Source organism: Luteolibacter sp. Populi (genome assembly GCF_040801775.1).
In the GTDB taxonomy this organism is placed as follows: Bacteria; Verrucomicrobiota; Verrucomicrobiia; order Verrucomicrobiales; family Akkermansiaceae; genus Haloferula.
In genome coordinates this window covers 4,611,791-4,623,907 of record NZ_CP161812.1, presented here as the reverse complement: position 1 = coordinate 4,623,907, position 12,117 = coordinate 4,611,791, and the positions used below count along the sequence as shown (strand labels likewise).

At 60.5% G+C, this 12,117-nt stretch carries 12 protein-coding genes; 3 read left to right on the top strand and 9 right to left on the bottom strand.

Annotated features, from left to right (window positions below; all coding sequences use genetic code 11):
• Positions 1 to 4 precede the first annotated feature (4 nt).
• The 3 genes from pth to ABWK72_RS18770 all read right to left on the bottom strand — a co-directional run bounded on the left by pth (position 5) and on the right by ABWK72_RS18770 (position 2,422).
• Positions 5 to 589, bottom strand: coding sequence for an aminoacyl-tRNA hydrolase (gene pth / locus ABWK72_RS18780; protein WP_367871103.1), 585 nt, complete (start codon positions 587 to 589; stop codon positions 5 to 7).
• A 112-nt stretch (positions 590 to 701) separates the two neighbouring features.
• A complete protein-coding gene (locus ABWK72_RS18775) occupies positions 702 to 1,292 on the bottom strand; it encodes a 50S ribosomal protein L25 (protein ID WP_367871102.1) in 591 nt (196 codons plus the stop codon).
• A gap of 203 nt (positions 1,293 to 1,495) precedes the next feature.
• On the bottom strand, positions 1,496 to 2,422 hold the full coding sequence (locus ABWK72_RS18770; protein WP_367871101.1) for a ribose-phosphate diphosphokinase: 927 nt from the start codon (positions 2,420 to 2,422) through the stop codon (positions 1,496 to 1,498).
• Between the two features lie 117 nt (positions 2,423 to 2,539).
• Here ABWK72_RS18770 and ABWK72_RS18765 point away from each other — a divergent pair, with 117 nt between their 5' ends.
• Complete coding sequence (locus tag ABWK72_RS18765) at positions 2,540 to 3,460, top strand: exosortase/archaeosortase family protein (protein WP_367871100.1); 921 nt, start codon at positions 2,540 to 2,542, stop codon at positions 3,458 to 3,460.
• Between the two features lie 5 nt (positions 3,461 to 3,465).
• Entirely contained in the window at positions 3,466 to 4,215 is a 750-nt protein-coding gene (locus ABWK72_RS18760; RefSeq protein WP_367871099.1) for an exosortase-associated EpsI family protein, read from the top strand.
• A gap of 425 nt (positions 4,216 to 4,640) precedes the next feature.
• Here ABWK72_RS18760 and ABWK72_RS18755 read toward each other — a convergent pair whose 3' ends face one another.
• The 6 genes from ABWK72_RS18755 to ABWK72_RS18730 form a co-directional block, all read right to left on the bottom strand.
• On the bottom strand, positions 4,641 to 4,940 hold the full coding sequence (locus ABWK72_RS18755; RefSeq protein ID WP_367871098.1) for a hypothetical protein: 300 nt from the start codon (positions 4,938 to 4,940) through the stop codon (positions 4,641 to 4,643).
• A 34-nt stretch (positions 4,941 to 4,974) separates the two neighbouring features.
• Entirely contained in the window at positions 4,975 to 8,199 is a 3,225-nt protein-coding gene (locus ABWK72_RS18750; RefSeq protein ID WP_367871097.1) for an RHS repeat-associated core domain-containing protein, read from the bottom strand.
• A 31-nt stretch (positions 8,200 to 8,230) separates the two neighbouring features.
• Complete coding sequence (locus ABWK72_RS18745; RefSeq protein ID WP_367871096.1) at positions 8,231 to 9,397, bottom strand: RHS repeat domain-containing protein; 1,167 nt, start codon at positions 9,395 to 9,397, stop codon at positions 8,231 to 8,233.
• A gap of 162 nt (positions 9,398 to 9,559) precedes the next feature.
• Positions 9,560 to 10,350, bottom strand: a protein-coding gene (locus tag ABWK72_RS18740) for an IS5 family transposase (RefSeq protein WP_367871095.1) whose coding sequence is annotated in 2 segments (ribosomal slippage) — positions 9,560 to 9,994 and positions 9,997 to 10,350 — 789 coding nt in all. Because the reading frame shifts where the segments join, the coding sequence is not laid out codon by codon here.
• A gap of 58 nt (positions 10,351 to 10,408) precedes the next feature.
• Complete coding sequence (locus ABWK72_RS18735) at positions 10,409 to 10,621, bottom strand: addiction module protein (RefSeq protein ID WP_367871094.1); 213 nt, start codon at positions 10,619 to 10,621, stop codon at positions 10,409 to 10,411.
• Between the two features lie 134 nt (positions 10,622 to 10,755).
• Positions 10,756 to 11,181: a septal ring lytic transglycosylase RlpA family protein gene (locus ABWK72_RS18730; protein ID WP_367871093.1), complete on the bottom strand. Its 426-nt coding sequence runs from the start codon at positions 11,179 to 11,181 to the stop codon at positions 10,756 to 10,758.
• Positions 11,182 to 11,378: 197 nt separating this feature from the next.
• Here ABWK72_RS18730 and ABWK72_RS18725 point away from each other — a divergent pair, with 197 nt between their 5' ends.
• A complete protein-coding gene (locus ABWK72_RS18725) occupies positions 11,379 to 12,050 on the top strand; it encodes a hypothetical protein (protein WP_367871092.1) in 672 nt (223 codons plus the stop codon).
• Positions 12,051 to 12,117: the final 67 nt, after the last annotated feature.

Here is a 12,117-nt window from a genome sequence, read left to right as displayed (position 1 = left end):
TCTGTTAGGGTGTTCCGTTGCTGCTGTTGTAAAAATTCGCGGCCGTGCCTAGGCCTTGGGAGAGCGCAAGCTGCACAGCCGAGACTGCCCTTGCAAGCGTGTTTTCAAGCAGTTCCCGCTCCTCCACGCGGAAGTTTCCAAGCACGTGGCCGACCATGTTCTCCCCCTCCGTGCCGCCGATTCCGAACTTCAGCCGCGGGAACCCGTCCCCGCCGAAATGCTCGATCAGCGACTTGATGCCATTGTGCCCGCCGGCGCTGCCCTTCTCGCGGAAGCGCAGCTTGCCCAGCGGCAGCGCCGCATCGTCATAGACGACCAGGATGTTCTCCGGCGTCCACTTGTGAAACGCCGCAATCTGCCGCACCGGTCGCCCGCTCAGGTTCATGAAGCACTGCGGTTTCACCAGCAGCACCCCCGACCCCGGCAGCTTCACCACATGGCTCTGCCACTTCGGTTCCGACTTGAAGGCCACCCCCGCCTCCGCCGCCATCCGGTCGAGCACCATGAAACCCGCGTTATGCCGCGTGCCTTCATACTGCCGCCCCGGATTGCCGAGGCCGACGACCAAGGGGATGGAAGAAAGTTCCAAGGGAAAAGTGCCAGGTTACAACTCTGATCTCCAAGCTCCATGCTCTAAGCTTCACCAAACAAAAGCCCGGGCCGCTCACGCGGACCGGGCTTCTGCAAAAGAAAAACGCGGATCAAGCGGCGGCGGTCGCGCCTTCGGAAACCGCGGCTGCGGTCTTCGCAAGGTGGGCGATCACAACATCCGCGGCATGCGTCGCGACGACACCGGCCGGAAGCGTCACATCGCCGATGTGCAGCGAGTCGCCTTCGTCAAGATGGGTCACATCGAACTCCAGCACTTCAGGAAGCACGGAGGCAGCGCAACGCACTTCCAGGGTGTGGCTCATCTGCTCCAGCATCCCACCGGCCTTCACGCCGACAGGCTCGCCGAGAAGGTGAACCGGGATGTGGGCGGTGATTTCCGTCTTCTCGTCGATCGCCAGGAAGTCCACGTGCAGCGGCTTGCCGTCGAGAGGGTGATGCTGCACCGCCTTGAGGAAGGCGAGCTGGCTGGCACCGTCGAGGTCGAGGTTGATGAGAATGTTTTCCGAGGTGGCGTGGGCCAACAGCTCGTCGAAGGCCTTTGCATTGACCTTCAGGTTCTTGTTTTCAGCACCGCGACCGTAGATCACGGAGGGCACCCAGCCCTCGCGGCGCATTTGCTTGAGGACTCCGGAACCGGTGCGGAGACGCGGTTCGGCTTTAAGGACGTGCTTCTTGGCCATGGCGGAAAAAAGGCGTGGGATTGGTGGCCGGGGAGCGGGGTTCCGCTGCCGGGGGCGGGGTCTGTAACGGCCCGCCCGGGATTTGTCAAAATTTTGTTCGGGCTCCTTTCAAGTTCCGGCCAAACGACATCAAACCGCAGGACCAAGACTCATAAAAGCGCTTTGCTTGCACATTTCCGTGTAATTGACTGACCATCAGCCAATTAGACCTCAAACAGCGAAGTCACCGATTGGCCCCCATGAATGCGTCGAATTGCCTCCCCAAGAAGCGGTGCGATGCCCACTGCCCGGACCTTGTCGCCGCAGGCCTGCGGGACGGAATCGGTGGTAATGATCTCCTCGATCGCCGAATCATTGATGCGCTGGCGGCCCAGATCACCCAGCACTGCATGGGATACCCCTGCGAAAATCCGCTTGGCCCCATGGCGGCTCAGGATCTCGGCAGCGGCGGTCAGGGTGCCGGCAGTCTCGGTCATGTCATCCACCAGGATCACGTCGCGGCCTTCCACGTCGCCGATCACGTTCATCGCCTCCACCCGGGTGGCGCTGATCCGGTGCTTGGCGACGATCGCGAGATCCGCGCCGAGGGCGTCGGCGTAGGCCCGCGCCATCTTCACCCCGCCCACGTCCGGCGAGACCACGGTGATGTTCGAGGCATCGGGATGGCGCTCGCGCAGGTAGTGGATCAGGGCCGGTTTGGCGTAGAGATGATCGACGGGGATATCGAAGAAACCTTGGATCTGCGGGGCGTGCAGGTCCATGGTCAGGACCCGGCCGACGCCTGCGGAGGTGAGCAGGTTCGCCACCAGCTTGGCGGTGATCGGGACCCGCGGCTGGTCCTTGCGGTCCTGGCGGGCGTAGCCGAAGAAGGGCATCACGGCGGTGATCCGGCCGGCACTCGCGCGCCGCGCCGCATCCACCATGATCAGGAGCTCCATGATGTTGTGATTCGTCGGAGGACAACTCGGCTGGACGATGAAGACGTCGTCGCCGCGGATGTTCTCGTTGATTTTGACGAAGGTCTCACCGTCCGGAAAGGCGGTGACATGGACATCGGCAAGCGGTTCACCGAGGGTTTCGGCGATGCGCTCGGCGAGGGCGCGGTGGGCGGTTCCACTGATTAGTTTCATGCAGGGCGGCGGCGGGCCGGGATTGTTGACACCTGCGCGCGGATCGGCAACCCTGCATCCCGAAGAAAGATGGAAAGTCCCACCCTTCCAACACCCCCGGAGCCAAAAGGGAGCGCGATGCCCGCCTGGCCAGGGCCCGCGATCTGCGCCGGGATCGTCGCCATTTACTATGCGGTGGTCGGCGGTTTCGGCATCGGCGGGAACGTCTCGCCCTTCTACTGGCTCAATAGTGCTTGGAATAAGGAGACGCGCTACGAGCACGGTTTCATGGTCCCGATCATCATGGTCGGCCTGATCGGCTGGCAGTGGAAGAATCTGGTGCGCCTCGCCCGGGAAGGCCGCGGCTCCCTGCTCGGCATGCCGATGGTGGTGCTCGGCATTCTCTTCTTCGTGGCCTCCCACCGCTGCGGCCAGCCTCGTCTCGCGATCGGCGGCCTGCCGATGATCCTCTGGGGCGCCGCCCTCTATTTCTGGGGCTGGCAGGTCTCGCGCCTGCTCCTCTTCCCGCTTTTCTTCCTGTGGCTGGCCGTTCCGATGCCGGAGTTCCAACAGGCCACCGTCAAGTTGCAGCTGATGTCCACCCAACTGGCCAAGTGGGGGGCCGAGCTGTTCGGCGTGGATGTCTTCGTCAGCGGCACCAAGATCTTTTCGGCGACCCGAAGCTGGGAACCCTTGGAGATCGACGAAGGCTGCGGCGGCATCCGCTCCCTGATGGCCCTGATCATGATCTCGTCCGTATGGGCTTACCTCGCCAAGGTCAGCCTCTGGAAAAAGGCCATCCTGCTGCTCTCCGCGTTCCCGCTGGCCATCTTCGGGAACATGCTGCGCCTCACCTCGATCTTCGTGATCGGCGAATACGGGAGCCCGGAATTCGCCCGCAAGACCTGGCACGATTGGTCCGGGCTGCTCATCTTCTATCCGATCTCCCTGTGCCTGCTGCTGCTGGTCCACTCGATCCTCGAGCAAGGCCTGCCGTGGCGGAAGCCGAAGAAAAAGGCCGTGCGCCACGTGGTCGCCCGCGAAGCCCCAGCAAGCTGAACCCCATGGCCCTGAAGCGATCCCTCATTCTGGCGGCGGTCCTGGCAGCAGGCATGTCTTCGATCTACGTGCTACCGCCTTTCCATGTCACGGAGTCGGCCATGAATCTGGAGATTCCGAAGGAAGTCGGCGATTGGACGACCACCTCCCAGGTACCCAGCGAGAAGGAGATCACGTCCCTGGCCAGCGACACGGTTTTCTCCAAGGCCACCTGCACCCTGCTACGCTCGCGGGACTCCCTTTTCGGAGGCTTGATCGAAGACCGGGCCGAACTTTCGATCGTTCTCTCCGGGCAGGATCTCGCGAACTCCATTCACCGCCCGGAACGGTGCATGGAGGCTCAGGGTCACAAGGTTTACGCCTCGGAGAAATCGGACATCGAAGTTCCGAACCTGGGAATGGTCCCGACGAGGCGCCTGCTCTCAAAGCAGAACATCACGGCAGGAAAAGTTGGCGAGCGGATCGAGGTGGAGCTCAAGATGCTCACCTACTACTTTTTCGTCGGCAACGAAACGATCACCGAAAGCCACAAGACCCGGACGCTGGTGGACATGCGGGACCGGCTCAAGAAAGGCCAAGCCCAGAAGTGGGCCTACGTGCTGGTCAGCATGCCCTTCAAGGACGGCAGCGAAGACCCGCGCTTCAATTGGGAGGCCATGCCCGATCTCAAGATCGCGGATGCGGAAGTCCGCTCCCTGCTCGAAGAAATTTCCGAGAGCAACATCAACTGGAAGCAGGTCACGGCGCTGAATTGAGAGGAGAAGGCCGGTTTACCGACCGCTTCGAGGAAGGCATCGAGGCGGCGGCACGGTTCAAGACGCGACACTCATCCCAAATGCCCGCTTGAAGGGGAGGCCGAAAACGCCGCCTCGGCGGCGACATCGTTAGCGGCGGTCGCATCCATACCGAAAACTCTCACGTTGGGAATCAGGGAAAAGCACATGGGCGGAGGGGCTTGTGCTTGGGTGTTGAAGGTAGGCGATCTTTCCTCGTGAAAACAGCGGCATCAAGGGGCGAATGAAGGGGTGAAGCCAGCGGCGAATGCGCGAGTAACCGCGTTGCCCGGAGTCCGGCAAGGGGTGCGGTTCAAAGAGGGTTCGTAGTCGAGAAGCTGCCGGAACTTCAATTTTCAAATGGGTTGGCACCGCCAATGCCATTGGCTGGCTCGTACGTTCATTTTTCAAAGGACTGACCTCATCGAATCGGGAGTGACCTCATCGTCATCATCTGGAAAAATCCTCGCGTGGGAACTACAAAAGCCGACAACAAAGTCTAGCGCTTCCACATACCTGTCATCCAGTTCCACATCGTCCTCCGGGATTTCACGTCTAGCGGCCTCAAATTCTGCAACCACTTCTTTTTTATGCAACCCGGCTGCCTTCAACAAAATAGCCAAGCTTAAAAGGTCGTCTAAAGACGGATCGGATTTCACAAAGCGAAGCCCAACAAATCGGACCATTTCTGATGTCAAATCTTGCATGCACTTATGATTTGATTTTTTAATTTCAAGCCAATCACCACGATTCCGATGCTGGCGCCTCTCCTTTTTCAGGCGTTATTCTAAACCATAAAAATTTGGTAGCCCAAAGGGTTCTTTGATAGGAATTATAATCCATGCAAAATGCAGGAGCGACCGTGACATGCGCCGAATTATCATACGACGCATACAGTGTAGGAGGGATGAGCCTACGGGACATTGCGTATATGCTTACAGGTTTTCCTTTCCGCGACTTCCCACTATGGCCTTCCGGAAAATATTCCAAAGGAACGCGGAAAGGTATGTTGACCATCAGAGCGACAAGGCTTGGGGCGGTCGACATTCCTTGAAATTTTCCATCTGCACCAAGCGGATGCACCATCCCTCCCTTTGTTATTACGTCATATCCATTCGGTCGCGGGGGAGGACCCTCCCAAGGCGGCCTTACTCCCAAGTGGTCTGCGGTGTTACCAGTCGCGGGGTGAATTCGATAGGCGGAATCCTCCAGCATAGCGCGGTAAATCAAATCACCCGAATTAAGTCGACGCCGTAGCTCTTCCGACTGTCTTTTGATTTGCTCAAGTTGAGAAGCCGCATCTACAGCGGCTTCCACCTCGAATGCTGTCGCGACTCCCGCACCCACGGTTACTGCGCCAAGAGCAAGAACAGCTCCTGGCGCAGAAGCGGCTCCGGTCACAAGAGCCCCTCCAGCAGGCACGACAACTTTTGCCCCGTCCATAATGGTCTGAAGATCTGGCATTTGAGGGGCTTGAAGAAGTCCCCACATGTCAACTTCTCCAACGGAGTCGTTTCCAATCAGGGCATAAAGATTGGGTCCAGCAAGCTCGTGCATCGGATCTTTGCTCAGCCATCTTCCCGCAGCCGGATCCAAATAACGATATCCGTAGTAACACAGTCCGGTCTCCTTATCGTGAAATCTCGTCGAGAAACCTACTGGATTGATCGCCGCGTAGTTTCCAGTGATCTTCATCACCTCACCGAAAGGCGAATATTCGTAACTCGCCGTAAGAAAGGCTCCATCCTCTCCAATCAAGTTCGTCACATTGCCGTTCCCATCAAAGGCGCAGAAATGGAGCTTGTCGCTCGGACCATCCCGCATCCAAAGCAGTCCGCCGGTACCGCCAGCGCCCTGTAAAGAGCCGCTCAAGTCGCGGCCCCAGACGTATTCGCGGCGCAGGTCCCAGGAACCGTCCAACTCCGCGATGCAGTTCCAGCCTTCGTAGAGCCAGATCGTCGCGGCGTCCGGTGTGGACGAGGAGAGCGAATTGAAGCGCCGCTCTCCGATCCGCCGGTCCAGATAGTCGTAGGTGTATTCCACCCGCAGGTAGGGTGTGCCCGGGGCAAGGGAGGACCGCACGATCCCGACCAAGCGGTTGCTAGCGTCCCAAGTGTAGGTCCACCGGCCGTCGTCCTTTAGATTGCCGTCCTCGTCGTAAATGGGTCCTACCGAAGCCTTGGGCACGAAGTGGAAGCCTGCGACGGTCTGCGTGCCGTCCGAGACCTCGACTTCCTTCCACACCGGGCCCGTTGCATTTGAGACGCTCAGTTCCTTCCGGAAGTAGGTGCCAAGTTCGTCCGCGGGCTGCCCGTCCACGGTCGGCGAAGCCGCCAAAGGGGCGCGCGCCGTGACATCGAAACTGCCGGGATGAGTGATGGTCCCATACTGGTTCAGGGCGTTCGGCGTATATCCAATCGAGCGCCTGCCGCTGCCGCTGGAATCCCCGCCCGATTCCGCGGCGGTGCGATTTCCGATGCCATCGTAGGCGTAGCGGAACTGGCGGCCCGGGTAGAGATCGGTGCTGCCGGCCTTCTTCTTGTCCGCCTTGGTCACCTCGCCCGCGGCATTGTAGCCATAGAGCCACGAATCCCCGGCGAGATCGCTGGCGGCGGTCCGCTGCCCGAGCCCGTTGTAGCCATAGCCCCAGTGGGCCAGCGGCTTCGATGCCTGGCCGGTCGATGCCGAATGCCAAGTGGTCCCCTTCAATCGCCCGAGGCTGTCATAGCGCCGGGTATTCTGCAACACCGGCCGCGAGGGGGCGGTGTCGGCACCGGAATCTCCTCCAAAAGCACCTGAGCCCCTGCGCTCGCTGAATCCAAGCTGTGAAACTTGTTGGTTCACGGGATCGAAGCGGTAGCTGGCGGTGACGCCGTGCGCGACGACCTTGGCGAGTCTCCCCGCCCCGTCGTGGCCGTATGCCACGCTCTGGCTGAATCCGGAGGCGGCATGCAAGTGGCCGATGGCTGCGAGGCGACCGAGATCGTCATACTCGTTCAAAGCGGTAGTCCCCGAGTGAAGCCCGGTTCCGGTGACGCTCGAGATGGACTCCGGACCATAGTCGTAGTAGGAGATATTCCGGGTGCCCGCGGCTGCGTCAGCGATCTCCTCCGGACGGCCGAAGAGATCCCTACTCACGACGGAGTAGCCGGGTGTGCCGTCGGAATGAGAAACGCCATCGAGCAATTCCGGGCTGCTGTTGTCCGCCGTCCCGTAGTGATAGGTGGTGACCAGAGGATTCCCGGCGACCAGACGCACCTGGGTCTGGGTTTTCAAGCGGCCGGCAGCGGTGTAGGCGTAGCCGGGTCCTGCTCCGGAGCCTTCCGTCGGGCTGTTGTAGCGCTTCCCGGTCAACCAGCCGCGGGCGGGGTCATAGATCCAGCGGGTGACCGCGGTCGCGGTCCCGTAGGTGGTGAGGGTCTTCAAGCGTCCTGCGTAGTCGTAGGTGTAGGTGCGATGATACGCCTGCCCTCCGGAAATGTCCTTCACCTTGCCATCGGTGAAATAAGCGGTCGCGGTGTCGTTGGAGAGACTGCCTCCGCTCTGATCCTGGGTGTCCGGAGCATCCACCAAGGTGCTGCGGTTTCGCGCATCGTAGGTGACCGCGGTGAGGTTGCCGTCCGGGTCTTGCGTGGACTCGACCAAATCGAGAAGCGCATCGACGTAGCCAAGAGTCGTGATGCCGTTCCTTGAATCCGTGGAGGTCTCCTGGCGATTCAAGCCGTCGTAGGTCGGGGTCACCGTGTAAAGCTGATTGCCCCCCGAATCTGTATTGCGGGTTTGAACGAGCATGCCTCCGGAATAGGTCCCGATCTCCCGGGTGCCATCGGGATTCCAAGTGGTCACGGTCCACTCCCCTGCGCCGAGGTAGGCTTTCTCCGACCGGGAGGTCGTGGCGAGTTCGTCCGGGTAGTCGCTCTGCTCGAACGACAAGCCATCAAAGCTTTCGTGGATGCGGCTGGCCACCACACCCATAGACCCGGAGGTCTGGCCTTCTTTAAACCTCTTGGGTGACAGTCTCGAATTTGTCCTCGGTCGCGTGGAGAGACTTCTCGGTAAGGGTTACCCGGTCGACACCGGGATTGATCGCGCCATTGCCGTTGAGATCAACGGCCGTCGTGGTGCGCTCACCGAGGTTGTTGTAGGCGTAGAGCTTGGTCAGCCCGTCCGGATCGGTCTCGCGGACAAGTTGGCCCGAGGCATTGTATCCAAACTCCGCGTAATCCAACTCGCTGTCGCCATCGGCATCGCTGGCGTAGACCATCCGCACGGTCCGGCCGGCCCAATCGGAAACCGTCGCCACCGTCTCCCTCAAATTCGCCCCCTCGACAGAGGATTGTTTCGAGACCAAGCCAATCGCATCCGTCTCATAGGAGTAGGAAATCGCAGGCCCGAGATTTCCCGACTCGCTGGCGGTGCTGCCGTCTAGGAAATAGTCCACCACGCTCTCAGGTTGGATGCTGGCGGTGATCTCCGCTGCCGTCTGAGGGGGATGTGTGGTCACCCGGCGGCCGATCCCGCCTCCCGGATTGAACCCGGTTGTGATCACCGTCTCGCGCAGCGCGGCATCACTCCCCGAGCGAGCCCATTCGGAAACCGTCTCGCCCCGCAAATTGCTTACCCGTCGGGAAATCTCGTTCGATGGCGCGGCTTGGCTGGTCTTGGAGAGCACCCCGGCAACCAAACCCTCCGGATAGCGGTGAACGCTGGTGACGAGCCCTTGGTAACGGGTTTCGGTGGTCACCCCCAAACTGTTCATCTTGGTCTGCCGCCCGAGCTCGTCATAGGTGAAATAGGTAGCGACCCCGAACTGGTCCACGTCCTTCGCCAGCCCGCAGCAATCGAATTCCCGGGAAGTCTCCAAAGTGCCGCCGGGTGTGGTGTCGGAAAGATGAAGTGCCCGTGTGACGCGACCGAATCCATCGAGATCGGCCGCCAGCATTTGCTCGACGGTTTCGCCCTCGCTATCTTCAGATGACCGGTGGTGTTGGACCGTCCTGGCGACAACTTCGCCGCGCTCGTTGGATCTTGTAACGGTTCTGGTCCTTACCGAAATGACCGGGTCGGTTGGATCGCTGAAATCTTCGACCCACCCGGTGGTCTCCGTGAGAACCGATTGGCCGTCGAATAGATCCGTGGTGCGCATCGACGTGGAGGCCGTCATGTCCGGATTCACGGTTATCCGCGAGCCGCCGGAATCAACAATGGTATAAGTCGAAGTGCTAGCTCCCGAAGCGCTGAAAATCCGCTCTTCCGTGAAGAAGGCACCGGGCCCGAGTTCTTCCTCCGTGGTCTCGGCTTTGGAGACTAGGTCGTGTTGATGAATTTATCTGAGGTATAGGAACGCGGCCGTGAGGTGGACCATCGCGAGGAAGGTGCAGGCATACTTCTCGTAGCGCGTGGCGATTCTCCTGAAGTGCTTGATCCGGTTGAAGAAGCGTTCCACGCGGTTGCGCTGCCGGTAGATCTCCCGATCATACGGGATTGCTTCCTTGCGGTTGGATTTCGGCGGGATCACCGGCTTGATCCCGTCCTCCGCAAGCCGTTCGCGGATTGCGTTGCTGTCGTAGCCTTTGTCCAGGGCGGCGGCCTCCAGCACGTTGTCCTTGTCCAAGCTCGCGAAAAGTTCGCCGAAGTTGCTGCAATCCGCGCTTTGTCCGGGACTCAGGATCAAACCGACGCTGGAGATCTCGTCCACGCATGCGGCGTGGATCTTGGTGGTCAATCCGCCGCGAGAGCGTCCCAGAGCTTGGTCGCCGCCGTTTTTTTGGGTGCCCCGGCGGCATGTTGGTGAGCCCTTACCGAGGTGGAGTCGATGAAGAGGTGGCGGGCATCGGCAAAGACCTCCTCCTGGAGGGATTGCCAAAGCCGCTTCCACACACCCCGCCTCTCCCAAGTGCGGAAGCGGACGTATACGTGATTCCAATGGCCCATCTGCGCCGGGAGGTCGCGCCAGGGGCTGCCGGTCCGTGCAATCCATAAAACCGCTTCTATGAAGTCCCGGTCGGATTGCATCGCGGGAGAGCCGGCAGCCGAGTGCTTGGCTTGTCTAACAAGCGGTTCGAGCTTGTTCCAAATTTCCGCCGTGATCGCCTTCCTTGTTGTTCCGGATGCCATTCCAAGGAATGAAGCGACCATTCAAACAGTCGTACAGATTTAAATTAATCAACACGACCTAGCGCCCGAGCGAAGATCTCAGTTCGTCCAATGTCATCCCTTTGGATGGATCCAGATCCATCTCCGCATCGCGGCGCATCGCCTCGCCGATTCCTTGGTCATCGTCCGAGAGCATCGCGGGGAGAGATTCCAGCAGGCGGGCCGCCAAGATGGCCCGCTCGGCGTCGGGCAGATTCATCGCTTGGGCCTCGATCTCGGAAACACTCACCATGCCCAAAGCCTAAACACGGAGGCTGCGGACAGCAATCCCGCCCTCCGCCACATTCAAACAAATCGCCCTCTTCCAGCGGGAGCCGGAAGAGGGCGATCTTTTTAAGGAGGGGAACAGTTGGTCCGGGGACTAAATCAGTCCTCGGCTTTCTTCAGCACCTCGACCTTCACGGAAACGACTCCACGGGAAAAGAATCCCAGGCGTTGCGCGACTCCTTCGGTCACATCGATGACACGACCCTTGGTGTAAGGGCCGCGGTCGGTGATGCGGACAATCTCGGACTTGCCATTGGCAAGGTTGGTCACGCGCACGTTCGTCCCCATTGGAAGGGTCTTGTGAGCGGCGGTCGCAGCACCATTGCTGAGACGCTCGCCACTCGCGGTGCGAGTCCCGCCGTTGCAGCGGGTTCCATACCAGGAAGCCCGGCCGTGCTGGACGGTCGATACTTCCCACTCCGTCTGGCCGTTGGGGCGGCTGGACGCGGTGGCCTGCGTGGCGCAGGATGGTAGCATTAAGGCTCCGGCGATGGCCAGGGCCACGGATCTTTGGGTCCGGGTCATGGTTGCTTGTCGGTAGTTTCCCCTACGCACGGCGCAGGGAACCGCCGATGTAGAGACCGGGAGAGTCCCGCGCAAGCCCAATCCGCACCTTTCTGTCAAGACGTTTATGTAATAAAATCAAGGATTTCCGGGCATGTGTTTAACCTTTGTCAAATTCTTATCGCCATTCGGGCCCCGGATTGCTATCGCATGGGACGATGAGCACTTGGATTCCGTCAAGTCGCGACCGCTTCACCCCGGCCGACTTCGCGTTTCTCAGCCACGCCTTGTCGCCAGGGGGTGAACGGCGACATTTCTGGACGCTCTGGGAAGACCCGGAAGCGCTGCGCGAGATGCTCGACCTGAAAGAGGTTCTGCGGGCGCTGCTCGATTCCACGGCGGCGCTGAGCGTGTCCCCCGCCTTCTATTTTTACGTGCTCGTCCGGCATTCTTTCCTGGAAGCGGGAATCGCCGATCCCGGGATGGCGGACTACGTGGCGGGGGTGATGGTGCAGCGGTTGGCCAGCGACACTGGCGATCCCTTGCGGAGCCTACCCGCCGGTCTGACCCATGCCGCGGATTTCGTGGCGATCCTGGAATCCGCGCACGGACGGATGCGCTTTCACCTGCAGTTGGAGGCGGGGAATCAGTTTCTGGTGCTCACGGGGCTTTTCCCAGGTTTCCTATCGCGGCGCTGCCAGCGGCGCGGGGCACCGGGCGTGGGCTTCTACGAGGACTTCGCGCGGCGGGCGTTCCGCGATGCGGCGGACAATCGCAGCGCGCCGCAGGATGCGCCGCGGAGGCTGTTCGGAGATCTGGCGGAAGCGCTGCCGGTCGCCAGGCTCTCGCTGAACAAGCTGGCGGAAGAGCTTGTGTTCTTGGGGGAGTGAGAAGAAATGCCAATCACCACCGGGCGGATCGGGAAGAGAGACAAGGCCGGACTTGGACACGGCTGGC